Raw genomic sequence first — 14,603 nt, 5'->3', positions numbered from 1 at the left:
AAATTTTCATTTTAGATTAAAAAAAATAATTCGTGCAAATTCGTGTAATTCGTGGCGAAAAAAAATCCTTTTAATCTGTGTAATCTGTGGCAAAAAAATACAAACCCGAATAGTATTGATATGAAAGCTACCAAACTTCAAGCCTTTACGCCATTATTTTATTTAGTGTGGTCAGATGATTTACTGACGCAGAAAGAATTTTCGACACTAAAAGAGTTTATTAATTCACTGACTGTTTTATCAGAAGAAGAAAAAGAATATTTATTATCTAAAGTAGATATTTCAAATCCGCCTTCGCGAAATGAACTCACACAATGGAAATCGGATATTGAAAAAAGCATTCAGGATACTTCTTCTATCAAATCGATTTTTGATATTGCAAAAGCACTTTCAGCAAATGAATTGGATTTATCGCCTATCGAATCCGATTTTAAAAAATTGGAAAATGATTTAGGAATTTTAGGAGAAGAAGCACTTCAAAACTTCAAAACCAAAGCAGGTTCTTTTACAGCAGATTCACATACCAATGCCAGTTTTGATATTCAGAAAATCACCAAAATCTTAAACGGAAAAGAAGCGGCGATAATTGAAAGAGTAAAATCGGTTATTTCGAGACCTGAATTTGCTTATGAAACTTCTACAGATATTAATGTTTTCAGGCAAACTGTTTACAAATGGTGTAAAATATTAGCCGAGGAAAACCTTGGAAATATGGCATATCCAAAACAATACGGAGGAGGAGAAAACATAGCCGATTATTTTGCGATTATGGAAACGTTGAGTTATCATGATTTAAGTTTGGTAATTAAATTTGGTGTTCAGTTTGGATTATGGGGAATGAGCGTACAGTCTTTAGGAACCGAAAAACATTATGCTAAATATTTAAAAGATATTGGAACGTTGAAGCTTCCGGGCTGTTTTGCCATGACTGAGACTCATCATGGATCAAACGTAAAAGGCTTGGAAACTACAGCAACGTACAATCATAACGATCAAACTTTTACGATTCATACTCCCAATAAAAATGCTCAGAAAGAATATATCGGAAACGCAGCAGTTCACGGACAAAAAGCGACGGTTTTTGCAAAACTAATTATAGATGGACATGATTATGGCGTGAATGCCTTTATTGTTCCGTTACGTGATCCGGATGGAAAAGTCGTAAACGGTGTAACAATTGGTGATTGCGGTCATAAAATGGGATTAAACGGAGTAGATAACGGAACCATCAGTTTTGATAATGTTGTGATTCCGAAAGACGATATGCTGGATCGTTTTGCTTCGGTAAATGAAAAAGGGGAATTTGAAAGTCCGATTCCAAGTGATAACAGAAGATTTTTTACGATGTTAGGAACTTTAGTTGGAGGACGAATTGGGATTCCGCGTTCGGCTCTGGCTGCAGCGAAATCTGGTTTAACAATCGCCATTCGCTACAGCGATCAAAGAAGACAATTTGGCCCAGAAGGCGGATCAGAAGTTCCGATTTTAAATTATAGAATGCATCAGCGTCGATTATTGCCTCATTTAGCTAAAACATACGCCGTTCATTTTGCATTGCAATATCTAACCAAGAGATTCTTAAATAGAACAGAAGCAGAGATGCAGGAAATCGAAGCTTTGGCAGCCGGAATGAAATCCTATTCTACCTGGAGTACAAGAGATATTTTACAGGAATGCCGTGAGGCTTGCGGCGGAAAAGGTTATTTGTCTGAAAATAGAATTGATGCTTTAAAAAATGATACTGAAATTTACACCACTTTTGAAGGAGATAATACCGTTTTAATGCAGTTGGTTGCGAAAAACCGTTTGTCTGAGTTTAGAAAATCGTTTGGCGAAATGGGATCGTTGGGAATTATCAATTACGTTTATGAAAATGCTAAAACGGCAATTACAGAAAAGAACCCAATTGCAACACGAAGAACAGATGATGAGCATTTATTAGACAGCGAATTTCATCTTCAGGCTTTTGTTCACAGAGAAAAAACAATTTTGGCATCTGCAGCAAGACGTATTAAAAAATTGGTTGATGGTGGTTTAGAAGCCTATGATGCCTTTAACGTTGTACAGCATCAAATGATTGATGTCGCTCAGGCTTATTTGGAAAGAGTGGTTTTAGAGCAATTTCAAACCGCGATTAAAGCAATTGAAGATGAAGAATCAAAAACGATTTTGACAAAGCAGTGTCAATTGTATGCGCTTTCGCAGATAGAAAAAAATAAAGCTTGGTATTTGGAAGATGGTTATATGGAAGCAATCAAAACAAAAGCGGTTCGTAAAATCGTTAATCAGCTTTGCTGGGATATTCGTCCAGATGCAGTGGCATTGGTTAACGCATTTGATATTCCGGAAAGCTGTTTAGCCGCGCCCATTGCTGCGCATATTTAGTTTTGATATCTAATAAATTTTAAATGATTTCGAGTTTGGTTTTAATCAGATCGAAATCATTTTATTTATAGCGATATTGGTTTTTAATTATTTTATTTATGTCAAAAAAACTAAATCGCCCCTATTTTTAGTACATTTTAACCACAGTCAAATAATTCAATTTTTATATTTTCGCTTTGTTATATTTGTAATTCCTTTATATTAAATCAGCTTGAAAAATTATTACTTATTTCTGTTTCTTTTTATTGTAAGTTTTCCAGTCTTCGCATTGGAAGGTTCTGATGCTATTTTAAAACAATTAAATGAAGCCATAAAAAACAAACAGCATTACGTAAAAATAAAGGAAGAAAGAATTCTCAATTTCAAGAAAATAAAATCGGATAATCTTACTAAAGAACAGGAGTATAATTATAATAAAACGATGTATTTAGAATATCAAAAGTTAAATTCAGATTCGGCTATTCAATATGTAAAGAAGAATATAAAAATTGCTGAAGAACTTCAAAACAAAGAACTTTTGAATTTGGCACAGTTGCAATTAGTAACACTCTATTCTTCATCTGGAAAATATCGGGAATCTGAGGCTATTTTAAAAAGTATTAATAAAAAGACACTTTCAGCTTCATTACTACCTAATTATTATATTTCGTATCGTGAATTTTTTGAGCACTACGCAGCCAATAGTGATAATCGGGAATACAGAATACAGATTGGAAAATACCGTGATTCCTTATTAGGAATTTTAAATCCCAATACTTTAGAATATAAAATCAATAGAATCCAGCAGGATATTTTTATTCATAGAAAATACAATGAACCAGAAAAACAGCTGCTTTCTTTATTGAGTAAAACAAAAGAAGAAAGTCCAAACTACGCTATGATTACCTATTTATTGGGTAAAATTGCAGAAGCCACACATCAATTAGAAAACAGAAAAAAATATTACGCCCTTTCTGCCACTTCAGATATTAAAAATGCCAACAAAGATAATGCTTCCTTACAGGAATTAGCTTTGGTTTTTTATGAAATAGGCGATGTTGATATGGCTTATAAATTGACGCAATCGGCTATTGAAGATGCGCTTTATTGTAATGTTCAGTTTAGAACGCTGTTGATGTCAGAAGTTTATTCGATTATCAACACGGCTTATTTAGAACGTGAAAAAAAACGAAAAAGCGAGTTGCAGATTTATCTGCTTTGTATCAGTCTGCTTTCACTATTCTTATTAGTTGCCATTATTTATGTTTATAAACAGATGAAAAAGGTTTCTAGAATTCGAACAGAATTATATGAAACCAGTCAGAAACTGGCAGAATTGAACAAAGATATTACGGAAACCAACAATCAACTGCAACAGAGTAATCTGCAATTGTCTGAATCTAATTTAGTTAAGGAAGAATATATCGCGCATTTTTTCAGTTTATGTTCGACTTACATCAATAAATTAGAAAACTACCGAATTATTCTAAACAAAAAAGCAACCGCAAAACAGTTTGATGAAATTTATAAAATCTTAAAATCAACCACTCTAGTTGATAATGAATTAGAGGAACTTTACAAGAACTTTGATATCATCTTTTTGAACTTGTATCCAACATTCGTAAAAGATTTCAATACTTTATTAATTCCAGAAGAGCAGATTGTCCTCAAACAAAATGAACTGCTCAATACAGAACTTCGAATCTTTGCCTTAATTAGACTTGGAATTACTGACAGTGTCAAAATCGCCGCATTTTTGCGTTACTCTTTAAGCACAATTTATAACTATAGAACCCGAGCTCGAAATAAGGCTGTAGTTTCTCGAAATGATTTCGAAGAAATGGTCATGAAAATCGGTTCAATGGCTTTGAAAGTATAAAGATTTATTTTAAATCTACTACTTTTTTTTATTATTTATTTTGTTTAAAGTATTGTAAATCAATGTTTTAATTTTTTGACTTACTACTTTTTTCTATCTAAAAATGTATCGTGTACGATAACGTTTTAGTTTTACATTATGATAAAAGTTCTTTAAAAAAGAAACCACTATTATACTATATAACCTAATGCTTTAATTAATACTATTATGTTTAAAAACGTTAAAACAGTTGTTGTTTTACTTTTACTAAGTTCTTTGGGAATGAATGCCCAAAATAAAGTTCCAGTTTATCTGGACGATAAAAAGCCAATAGATGAAAGGGTAGAAGATGCACTTAAGCGAATGACAACCGATGAAAAGATCGCCATGATTCATGCGCAGTCAAAATTTAGTTCTCCAGGTGTAAAACGTCTTGGTATTCCAGAAAACTGGATGACCGATGGGCCACACGGAATTCGTACAGAGGTAAAATGGGATGAATGGGATCAAGCGGGATGGACAAACGACTCTTGTATTGCTTTTCCAGCGCTTACAGCACTTTCGTCAACATGGAATAAAGAATTGGCTTCTTTGTATGGTAAATCAATTGGAGAAGAGGCACGTTACCGTAATAAAAATGTATTATTAGGGCCAGGAGTTAATATTTACAGAAGTCCATTAAACGGACGTAACTTCGAATATATGGGAGAAGATCCATTTTTAGCTTCTAAAATGGTAGTTCCTTATATTAAAGGCGTTCAGTCAAACGGAGTTGCAGCCTGCGTAAAACATTTCGCTTTAAACAATCAAGAAACAAATCGTAATTCGGTTAACGTAATTGTTGATGATCGTGCATTATATGAAATCTATCTTCCTGCTTTTAAAGCGGCTGTTCAAGAGGGAGAGGTGTGGTCAATTATGGGATCTTACAACAAATATAAAGGACAGCAATGTTGCCACAATGAATATTTGTTGAATGATATTCTTCGCGGAGAATGGGGCTTCAAAGGAGTTGTGGTTTCAGATTGGGGCGGTGTTAACGATACTAAACAAGCTATCCATAATGGTTTGGACATGGAATTTGGTTCTTGGACAAACGGACTTTCTTGGGGAACAAGCAACGCTTATGACAACTATTATTTAGCAAAACCATATTCTGAAATGATCAGAAAAGGAGAAGTTGGGACAAAAGAATTAGATGAGAAAGTGCGTCGTATTTTACGTTTGTCTTTCTTGACCACTATGGATAGAAATCGTCCGTTTGGATCTTTTGGAACAGAAGAACATGCTTTGGCTGGTCGTAAAATTGCAGAAGAAGGAATTGTATTGCTTCAAAACAAAAACAATATATTACCAATCAATCTTTCTAAAACGAAGAAGATTGCGGTAATTGGAGAAAATGCAATCAAAATGATGACTGTTGGAGGAGGAAGTTCTTCACTTAAAGCAAGATATGAAATCACACCGCTTGAGGGATTAAAAAAGAGAATCGGAAATCAGGCTGAAATTATGTATGCTAGAGGTTATGTTGGAGATCCAACAAGCAATTATAATGGTGTTGTAGCTAAAGTTAGTTTAGAAGAAAAACGTCCTCAGGCAGAATTAACTGCAGAGGCTTTAAAAGTAGCTAAAGATGCTGATATTGTTCTTTTTATTGGAGGTTTGAACAAAAGCCCAAATCAAGATGATGAAGGACACGATCGTAAACAATTAGAATTGCCTTATGGTCAGGATAAATTAATCAGCGAATTGGCGAAAGTGAACAAAAACATTGTTTTCGTAAATATTTCAGGAAACGCCGTGGAAATGCCTTGGATCAAAGAGGTTCCGGGAATTGTTCAAGGATGGTTTTTAGGAACTGAGGCTGGAAATGCCTTGGCTAATGTTTTGGTTGGAGATGTTAATCCGTCTGGAAAATTATCTTTCACTTTCCCAGTAAAATTGGCTGATAACGGTGCACATGCTTTAGGAGAATTCCCGGGTGGAGATGAAGTAAAATACAACGAAGGAATTTTTGTGGGTTATCGTTGGGTTGACAAAAACAATATTAAACCTTTATTCTCTTTTGGACATGGTTTGAGTTATACGACTTTTGCTTACGGAAAAGTAACGGCTGATAAAAAACAAATCAATGCAGGGGACAAAATCACATTTTCTGTAAACGTTAAAAACACAGGAAGCAGAGAAGGAGCAGAGGTCGTTCAATTGTACATTACAGATTCTAAATCTTCTTTACCACGTCCGGTAAAAGAATTAAAAGGCTTTGAAAAAGTATCGCTTAAAGCTGGAGAAGAAAAAACAGTAACTTTTACAATCGACAAAACGGCTTTAAGTTTCTTTGACGATAAAAAACATGACTGGGTTGCGGAACCTGGTGATTTCGAAGCAGTTATTGGTGCTTCATCAACAGATATAAAATCTAAAGTGGGATTCTCACTTAAATAAGAGTTTTTATTTCTAAAAATTGGTTGGTTTGTAAAGCTGCAAGTGTAAAAATTTGCAGCTTTGCTTTTGTTTTAAAAAAGTTAAAAGTTAGGAGTAAAATGTTAGAAGTTTTACTTTCTCTAAATAAGAATCAAATAAAATGAAACGAATATTATTTTTTACAATTGGTTTGTTTTTGTGCCAAAATATTTCAGCACAAACTCTAAGTAAAATGCAGTGGTTTAATGAACCTGAAAAATGGGAAATTAAAAACAATGCTTTAATCATGAATGTAACGGCAAACAGTGATTACTGGCGTATTTCGCATTACGGATTTACGGTTGATGATGCTCCGTTTTATTACGCCACTTATGGAGGTGAATTTGAAGCTAAAGTAAAATTGACAGGAAATTATATTGCCCGCTTTGATCAAATGGGTTTAATGATTCGTGTTGACGAAAAAAACTATATCAAAACTGGCGTCGAGTTTGTTGACGGAAAATTCAATGTCAGCACCGTTGTAACACATGATAAAAGTGACTGGAGCGTAACGACTCTGGAAAAAGCACCACCTTTTATTTGGATAAAAGCCGTTAGAAGATTAGATGCTGTTGAGGTATTTTATTCTTTTGATGATAAAAACTATATCATGACCAGAAATGCACCCTTACAGGATAATACACCAGTTATGGTTGGTTTGATGGCCGCTTCTCCTGATGGAAAAGGATTTGAAGCCAAATTTGAAAATTTCTCTGTAAAACATCTGCCGGATCAAAGAAGATCCGAATGGTTGAAAAATCATCAATAGGGAAGTTAATTTTCAAATTCCAAATTCCAAAATCATTACTAACTAAAAAAACTTAACCAAAACTAAATATAAATGAGTTCAATTTCATCTGATATTACACCAAAAAAGCACTATGAAATTTTAGATGGTCTGCGCGGAGTTGCAGCTATTCTGGTAGTTGCTTTTCATATTTTTGAAGCTTTCGCTGGAGGAAACCGTTTCAAACAAATTATCAATCACGGTTATCTGGCCGTTGATTTCTTTTTTCTTTTGTCAGGATTTGTTGTCGCTTATGCGTATGACGATCGCTGGGGGAAAATGGGGCAGTGGGAATTTTACAAACGTCGTTTGATTCGTTTACAGCCAATGGTCATTATGGGAATGATTATAGGGGCTGTATTTTACTATTTTCAAGCATCTGATATTCTATTTCCAATGATTGGAAGAATGGAAGTGTGGAAAGTGATTTTGACTATGGTAATCGGTTTTACTTTATTGCCAATTCCGCCTTCATTAGAAATTAGAGGTTGGGGAGAAATGCATCCCTTAAATGGTCCGGCATGGTCACTTTTCTTCGAATACATTGCAAACATTTTATATGCTTTAATCTTTCGTAAATTTTCGAACAAAGTCATGTCGGTTTTCGTACTGATATTTGCTGGACTGTTAATCAATTATACTGTTTTTGGACCAAAAGGAGATGTAATTGGCGGCTGGTCGTTAAATTTAGAACAGTTGAATGTTGGTTTTACACGTTTATTATTTCCGTTTTTTGCCGGTGTTTTGTTATGTCGTTTAGGAAAACTGATTCATGTAAAAAATGCTTTCTGGATCTGCAGTATTTTGATTACTATCGTTTTGGCTTTGCCAAGGTTTGGAGATGAAAACAGTCTTTGGATGAATGGTTTATACGAATCATTCTGTATTATTGTTATGTTTCCTCTTATTGTAGCCATTGGAGCAGGAGGAGAAATTAAAAATGAAGTTTCTCTAAAAATCTGTAAAGCTTTAGGTGATATTTCGTATCCAATTTACATTACACATTACCCGTTAATTTATTGGTTTACCGCTTGGGTCGTAGATAATAAAGTTTCTATGGAAAATGGTTATCTGGAAGGAATTGGAGTTTTAATCGCAAGTATCGTACTGGCTTTTGTATGTTTAAAATTATATGATGAACCAGTTAGAAAATGGCTTGTAAGTAAGTTTCAGAAAAGATCTAGTTAAGGTTCAAAGAGACAGAGTAACAAAGAAACAAAGTACAAAACTTTGCCACTTTGTCTCTTTGCTACTTTGTACCTGTAAGAAAATATTGAATTTCTTAATTTTGTTAGTTATAGATATTCAGGAAGGGGTGAAATTTTAAATTTCATCCCTTTGTTTTTTAGATAATAAAATGAAAATGATTAAGTTTAATGAATATCAGTCGCGGATTAGATAATGTTTTAAACTGTAGAGACGTACCGCAGTGCGTCTAAAATTGAAACCACAAAATGTAAATAAGATATGGCAAGATTAGATGAAACGCACAAAATGCCAATTTTTCAAAAGGCAGAACAGATTTTGAAACTAACTGAAGGTTTAGTTCAGATTATTCCAGCAGAGAATGAGTTTTTGCAGGAAACGACTGTTCGATTTATGTTGGAGAACGCCATGATTATCCCCGCTAAAATTGCTGGAGCCGAAGCCGGTGATTTGTATGATCTTAGAATGGAAAATGCTGCAATTATTAGAAAAGCGGCAAGAGAATTATATGTACAGGCAGGAAGTCTTCGCTATGAGGATGGAATTACAGATACTGATTATATTTATCTCTTACGCAATACAATTGAAGAATTCCGCTTCTTGTTTATTGATTGGGTGGCAAGTTTTGATGTTTGGAATTATATAAAAGACAGTTGGGGATTATTTAATCCACCTGGTGTAAATGCGCATGATAAAGATCCAGATGAGGATATTCCATTTAATCCAAACGATTTTTTTAATTCAGATGATGACGATGATGATTTATAAACAAAAAGGAGATGTCAAAAAGCACAGCTCCTTTTTTGTAAGCTTTGGAGAGGAGTCATATTTATAGAAAAGGGCAAATGTTTTTCATTTTCTAATCGAAATTCTATAAATAATGTACCCTTTTGGAGTTTATGGTAGTGTTTTTTTAGCAAGCATTATCTTTTATTCAAAGAGGTTGTCCTTGTAAGACAGGCTCTTTTGCATTTTAGATAACCAAAGTAAAGCCTTTGTTTCTCTGTTACTTTGCCACTTTGCACCTTAACCTAAAGTAACTCATAAAAATTTCTTTTTCCGATTTTGATTTTGGTCTCTTTGATTAGCGGAACCAACTCGTATGGATTTAGAATCTTCTCCTGATTAATCTGAACGGCACCGCTTTCAATCAATCTTCTGTTTGCCGATTTTGTAATATCATTTTTAATTAACGAACAAAGGTCAATTAAGGCAATTTGATTGGATTCGTTTTCTAAAGAAGAAATCATAACCGAGGTAAATGATTTGGCTTCTGCATTTTTATTTTGAAATTGATTGACAAAGAATCTTTCAGCTTCCTCAGCGCTATTTTGATCATGGTATTGTCTGATGATATTTTTTGCAATTAGCTTTTTGATGTCCATCGGATTCTCTAGTTCCAGCCTTTTCTTTATTTCCAGTTTTTCTTTGAATGAAAAATCGGTTGTCAATTCTAGAAATTCCAAAATAAGATTATCCGGAATTGACATCGTTTTGCCAAACATTTCATTTGGTTCATCAATTAAACCGATGGTATTGTGAAGTGATTTACTCATCTTTTCTTTTCCGTCAAGACCTTTCAACAAAGGCATGCACATTACAATTTGGGCAGGCATTTTAAAATTTTCCTGCAATTGTCTTCCCATTGTGCAATTAAAAAGCTGATCGGTACCACCCATTTCAATATCTGCATTGATTTTTACTGAATCAAATCCCTGCAGAATAGGGTAAACCAATTCGTGCATGGCTATAGGGGTATTTTCTGTAAAACGTTTATTAAAATCATTTCTGTGCATTAATTGAGCAACCGTAACATTAGACATGATCTGAATAATCTCAGAAAAAGAAAGCGCATCAAGCCAATCAGAATTAAAAACGATTTGCGCTTTTTCTACATCAATAATCTTTGATAATTGCGAAATGTATGTAGCAGCATTGTGTTGTACTTCTTCTTCATTTAATGGTTTTCTGCTTTTGTTTTTACCAGTTGGATCGCCAATTTGTGCGGTAAAACTTCCCACTACAATTACAATTTGATGTCCGAGATCCTGAAATTGTTTTAGCTTTTTCAATACAACAGCATGTCCTAAATGTAAATCAGGTGCAGTAGGATCAAATCCCACTTTGATAATCAGTTTTCTGTTTTCTTTTGCAACCTGATTTAATTTTTCTTCCAAACCATTTTCAGGAAGGAAGATGGTGGCATTTTCTTTAAGTTTTTGAATTGTTTCCATTTTTTTAAAATAAAAAAGCCCGGACAAAATGCCCGGGCTTTAAGGTTATATAATTTATCTGTTTAATTTACAGTTGTGAATACGTTGAATTATATGCATAGCCTATCCGAGCAGATATTATTGCATAATAATAAGTGCTGAAAAATGGAAGGCGTAATATGTTGTTCAAGAATTTCATGACTGCAAAGATAAATGTTTTGTACTAACTTTTGATCCGTTAGCTGAAATACAATAAATAAAATCTAATTTGATCTGCTTAATTTGTATAAATCTGAGTGAAAAATCGATGCGCAAAATTATTTCACGCAGATTTTAAAAGATTTCAGCAGATATACACAGATTTGAATATAAACCTGCATGGTAGAAAATAACAAAGGTTCAAAGGAAAAACTTTATCCCTTTGAACCTTTGTATCTTAAAAAAAAATTATTCTAAAACCAATTGTCCCAAAGCTTCTTTGCTAAAACCTTTTAACTCATCAGTTTTTCCTGCTTTGATTTTAGCTACCCAGTTTGGATCAGATAAAAGAGGTCTTCCAACGGCAACCAAATCAAAATCGCCTCTGTCGAAACGTCTGTTTAATTCTTCCAAAGAAGTCGGCTGAGAGCTTTCTCCCGCAAATGCACCGAAGAAATCACCAGAAAGCCCAACAGAACCTACCGTAATAGTTGGTGCTCCCGTTACTTTTTTAGCCCAACCAGCAAAGTTTAGATCAGAATCTTCAAATTCAGGTTCCCAGAATCTGCGTTGAGAAGCATGTATAATATCAACTCCAGCATCTACAAGAGGAGTAAGCCAAGCTTCTAATTCCTGCGGATTTTTAGCCAGTTTATAATTGTAATCAGAAGGTTTGAATTGAGAAAAACGCATAATAACTGCAAAATCATTTCCAACCTGTTTTCTGATTTCTTTGATTACTTCGATAGCAAAGCGATTACGTTCTGGCAAAGTTTTACCACCGTAAATATCTTCACGTAAATTAGTTTCAGCTCTAAAGAATTGATCGATTAAATAACCGTGTGCGCCATGAATTTCGATCGTGTCAAAACCTAATCTTTTAGCATCAGCAGCTGCTTTACCAAAAGCAAGGATAGTGTCTTCGATATCTTTTTCAGTCATGGCAACACCATTTCTAAAATCAGGGCGATTTAATCCAGACGGACCTTCGAAAGGAACTGGAGGAACCCATCCTGAATGATGGTTATCCATAATTCCCATATGCCAGATTTGCGGTCCCATTTGTCCGCCTGCAGCATGAACTTTCTCAATTACTTTTTTCCAACCGTTTAAAGCTAAATCACCGTAAAAGTGAGGAACATTAGCGTCGTTAGAAGATGAAGGTCTGTCAATTACAGTTCCTTCAGATAAAATCAAACCAACTTCGCCTTCCGCTCTTTTTTGGTAGTAAGCGGCTACTTCGTCAGTTGGAACTCCGTTTGGAGAAAAAGAGCGCGTCATTGGCGCCATTACGATTCTGTTTTTCAGGTTTAACGTTTTTAAGTTAAACGGAGAAAAAAGGTTGTTTGTACTCATAGTAATTTTACAAATTAGATTGAATTAATTTACTAAGTGCTTCAAAGGCACCTTCGTTGCGTTTATAGTAAGTCCATTGTCCCACACGTTTGGCTTCGATAAAACCAGCGCGTTGTAAAATAGACAGATATTCTGAAACTGTCGATTGTGTTAAACCAGCCTTAGCCTGAATCTGACCCACACATACTCCGTGTTCAAATCCGGCATGTTCCAGCTGACCCGGAAAGTTAATTTCCGGTTCTTTTAACCATTCCAGCATTTGTAGTCTGGACTTGTTAGATAAAGCTTTAAAAATTTCTATCGTTTCCATGATACAAATATATCGACTTTTCCCGATATACCAATTAAGAGAAATTTATTTAGCATAATTTTATGATTGTGGAAGGAGAAAATGCTTTGATGTTTTAGAATTTTAGCAAAGAAAATTTATATTTGTTTTTGTATTCTATTCTCATTTTATGTCATTTCGACGAAGGAGAAATCACACTCGGAAATCGACAAAGATTGACGACATACTTTGCGGAATTTCTAGTGTGATTTCTCCTTCGTCGAAATGACAAACAATGCAGTTATAGCAAAATTTAAATAACCTCAAATCAAATTAAACTTAAATCATGAAAAAAACTTTACTCATTTTTACATTCTTATGTTGTGTAATAACTGGTGTGAAAGCACAAGTTGTAGGTGTTGATGTTGGCGACATCGCTCCAGAAATTGATCTTCCAGATACTAAAGGAGAAAAAATAGCACTTTCTTCTTTAAGAGGTTCCTTGGTTTTAGTAGACTTTTGGGCTTCATGGTGTGGACCTTGCATTAAAGAACAGCCATTATTGCTAAAGTTGCACAATGCGTATCCAGATAAATTATCTATTTATGGTGTCTCAATGGATACCAAAAAGCCTTTATGGACTGGAGCCATTGCAAAAGGGAAATTACCGTGGACAAACGTTAGTGACTTAAAATACTGGCAGTCTCCAGTTGTGGGCGATTATATGTTGCAATCGGTGCCTTTGAACTTTTTGGTTGATAAAAATGGCATTATTTTGGCTAAAAACATTCACGGAAAAGCGCTTGAAGATATGGTAAAAAGTATTTTGGAATAAGTTTTCTCGGCTTTTATGTTGTATGTTTTACAATCAGGAATAACAATAATTAAATAAATAAGATTATGATTAAAAAGACACTTTTAGCAGTATTGGTCTTGGTTTCGTTTAAATCCAATTCGCAGACACTGGAAACAGTTTCAAAAATGAAATTGAATTATCAGAAATGTTTGGATAAAGGAAATAATATGAGTGGTTGTTCGATAAATTATTACAATCAATCGGACAGTCTGCTAAATGTGGTTTATAAAAATCTTAAAGAGAAAATAAGTTCCAAAGAACAATCTAAACTAAAAAAAGAACAACTGGAATGGCTTAAAAAAAGGGATGTCTATTTTGAAAAAGTTTATGCTGATACGAAGAAAGAAGGACATTTTATCGAAGGAACCCGTGATTTTGAGATGGTTGTTTTTGATGAAAAAGCCAATTTTGTTTTTGGAAGAGTGAAAGAATTGATTAAGAGAAATTAGATTTTTAATTTCAGCTTTAAAAAATTAAAAAAGAGGCTGTCTCAAAAGTAAAATCAAGCTGTTGAGAATCGCGTAAATGGAAAATTTCTCCGATAGGTACCCAAATAAAAAAGAGGTTGTCTCGACTTTTGAGACAGCCTCTTTTCGCATTACTTTTTCCTTGTTTTTAAGATTCCTTAATAATCTTTTTAACCCCTCCAAAACTCGTCTTCAGCATTTCTCTAATCTGAAACTGTGTTTTGTTTCCCGATGCTCTTTTCCATTCTTTAAGATCATAGATATGAATCTGATCTGCGTAAGGATTTGTTAGAAATGAAATTCTGGAAATTGCATATTTGTAATATTTCAATTCATGAGATACATGTCGGTTTGGAACGACTATCAGAATGTTTTCCCATTTCAGGAAATCCTTTGCAACATCACTTCTTTCTGTTAATCCTAAAGATTCAAAAAAAGCAACAATCTTTTGATCATTAAGCTCGCTAATCTTATGATCCAGGGTTTTAAATTTACTGTGGAGTCTATTTTCGTTTATAATAGTACCCATAATAATTCTTGCTTTTTTTATGATTTTAAGATAAAGTT

At 34.1% G+C, this 14,603-nt stretch carries 12 protein-coding genes; 8 read left to right on the top strand and 4 right to left on the bottom strand.

Going from position 1 to position 14,603, the window contains the following annotated elements; translation table 11 throughout:
* Window positions 1-120 precede the first annotated feature (120 nt).
* From BM289_RS20130 to BM289_RS20105, 6 genes are all read left to right on the top strand, one after another.
* Window positions 121-2,385 carry an acyl-CoA dehydrogenase family protein gene (locus BM289_RS20130; protein ID WP_091496871.1) on the top strand — a complete coding sequence of 755 codons (2,265 nt, stop codon included), beginning with the start codon at window positions 121-123 and terminating at the stop codon, window positions 2,383-2,385.
* A 211-nt stretch (window positions 2,386-2,596) separates the two neighbouring features.
* On the top strand, window positions 2,597-4,243 hold the full coding sequence (locus BM289_RS20125) for a DUF6377 domain-containing protein (protein ID WP_091496869.1): 1,647 nt from the start codon (window positions 2,597-2,599) through the stop codon (window positions 4,241-4,243).
* 207 nt (window positions 4,244-4,450) lie between these two features.
* Complete coding sequence (locus tag BM289_RS20120; RefSeq protein ID WP_091496867.1) at window positions 4,451-6,667, top strand: glycoside hydrolase family 3 C-terminal domain-containing protein; 2,217 nt, start codon at window positions 4,451-4,453, stop codon at window positions 6,665-6,667.
* 139 nt (window positions 6,668-6,806) lie between these two features.
* Window positions 6,807-7,454 (top strand): DUF1349 domain-containing protein, encoded by a 648-nt coding sequence (locus BM289_RS20115; protein ID WP_091496865.1) that lies wholly within the window; start codon window positions 6,807-6,809, stop codon window positions 7,452-7,454.
* Between the two features lie 72 nt (window positions 7,455-7,526).
* Window positions 7,527-8,660 (top strand): acyltransferase family protein, encoded by a 1,134-nt coding sequence (locus BM289_RS20110; protein WP_091496863.1) that lies wholly within the window; start codon window positions 7,527-7,529, stop codon window positions 8,658-8,660.
* A gap of 279 nt (window positions 8,661-8,939) precedes the next feature.
* Entirely contained in the window at window positions 8,940-9,446 is a 507-nt protein-coding gene (locus tag BM289_RS20105) for a hypothetical protein (protein WP_091496861.1), read from the top strand.
* Window positions 9,447-9,709: 263 nt separating this feature from the next.
* Here BM289_RS20105 and tyrS read toward each other — a convergent pair whose 3' ends face one another.
* From tyrS to BM289_RS20090, 3 genes are all read right to left on the bottom strand, one after another.
* The gene (gene tyrS, locus BM289_RS20100; RefSeq protein WP_091496859.1) at window positions 9,710-10,912 is read right to left on the bottom strand and encodes a tyrosine--tRNA ligase; all 1,203 of its coding nucleotides are present in this window, start codon (window positions 10,910-10,912) and stop codon (window positions 9,710-9,712) included.
* A 426-nt stretch (window positions 10,913-11,338) separates the two neighbouring features.
* Window positions 11,339-12,445 carry an NADH:flavin oxidoreductase gene (locus BM289_RS20095; RefSeq protein WP_091496857.1) on the bottom strand — a complete coding sequence of 369 codons (1,107 nt, stop codon included), beginning with the start codon at window positions 12,443-12,445 and terminating at the stop codon, window positions 11,339-11,341.
* A 7-nt stretch (window positions 12,446-12,452) separates the two neighbouring features.
* Complete coding sequence (locus BM289_RS20090; protein ID WP_091496855.1) at window positions 12,453-12,755, bottom strand: ArsR/SmtB family transcription factor; 303 nt, start codon at window positions 12,753-12,755, stop codon at window positions 12,453-12,455.
* A 304-nt stretch (window positions 12,756-13,059) separates the two neighbouring features.
* Between BM289_RS20090 and BM289_RS20085 the strand changes: the two genes are divergently transcribed.
* Window positions 13,060-13,548 carry a TlpA family protein disulfide reductase gene (locus BM289_RS20085; RefSeq protein ID WP_091496853.1) on the top strand — a complete coding sequence of 163 codons (489 nt, stop codon included), beginning with the start codon at window positions 13,060-13,062 and terminating at the stop codon, window positions 13,546-13,548.
* Window positions 13,549-13,613: 65 nt separating this feature from the next.
* On the top strand, window positions 13,614-14,018 hold the full coding sequence (locus tag BM289_RS20080) for a lysozyme inhibitor LprI family protein (protein ID WP_091496851.1): 405 nt from the start codon (window positions 13,614-13,616) through the stop codon (window positions 14,016-14,018).
* A 166-nt stretch (window positions 14,019-14,184) separates the two neighbouring features.
* Here the strand turns inward: BM289_RS20080 and BM289_RS20075 are convergent, their stop codons facing one another.
* On the bottom strand, window positions 14,185-14,565 hold the full coding sequence (locus tag BM289_RS20075) for a hypothetical protein (RefSeq protein ID WP_091496849.1): 381 nt from the start codon (window positions 14,563-14,565) through the stop codon (window positions 14,185-14,187).
* Window positions 14,566-14,603: the final 38 nt, after the last annotated feature.

The organism is Flavobacterium phragmitis, from assembly GCF_900112575.1.
GTDB lineage: Bacteria > Bacteroidota > Bacteroidia > Flavobacteriales > Flavobacteriaceae > Flavobacterium > Flavobacterium phragmitis.
Note: the sequence above shows the minus strand (reverse complement) of the source record. Positions and strands in the feature narration are given on the sequence as shown.

What these genes read in the sequence shown, in the direction of transcription:
- BM289_RS20130 (WP_091496871.1), top strand. Translation starts at nt 121, where the DNA reads ATGAAAGCTACCAAACTTCAAGCCTTTACGCCATTATTTTATTTAGTG.
- BM289_RS20120 (WP_091496867.1), top strand. Translation starts at nt 4,451, where the DNA reads ATGTTTAAAAACGTTAAAACAGTTGTTGTTTTACTTTTACTAAGTTCT.
- BM289_RS20115 (WP_091496865.1), top strand. Translation starts at nt 6,807, where the DNA reads ATGAAACGAATATTATTTTTTACAATTGGTTTGTTTTTGTGCCAAAAT.
- BM289_RS20110 (WP_091496863.1), top strand. Translation starts at nt 7,527, where the DNA reads ATGAGTTCAATTTCATCTGATATTACACCAAAAAAGCACTATGAAATT.
- BM289_RS20105 (WP_091496861.1), top strand. Translation starts at nt 8,940, where the DNA reads ATGGCAAGATTAGATGAAACGCACAAAATGCCAATTTTTCAAAAGGCA.
- tyrS (WP_091496859.1), bottom strand. Translation starts at nt 10,912, where the DNA reads ATGGAAACAATTCAAAAACTTAAAGAAAATGCCACCATCTTCCTTCCT.
- BM289_RS20095 (WP_091496857.1), bottom strand. Translation starts at nt 12,445, where the DNA reads ATGAGTACAAACAACCTTTTTTCTCCGTTTAACTTAAAAACGTTAAAC.
- BM289_RS20090 (WP_091496855.1), bottom strand. Translation starts at nt 12,755, where the DNA reads ATGGAAACGATAGAAATTTTTAAAGCTTTATCTAACAAGTCCAGACTA.
- BM289_RS20085 (WP_091496853.1), top strand. Translation starts at nt 13,060, where the DNA reads ATGAAAAAAACTTTACTCATTTTTACATTCTTATGTTGTGTAATAACT.
- BM289_RS20080 (WP_091496851.1), top strand. Translation starts at nt 13,614, where the DNA reads ATGATTAAAAAGACACTTTTAGCAGTATTGGTCTTGGTTTCGTTTAAA.
- BM289_RS20075 (WP_091496849.1), bottom strand. Translation starts at nt 14,565, where the DNA reads ATGGGTACTATTATAAACGAAAATAGACTCCACAGTAAATTTAAAACC.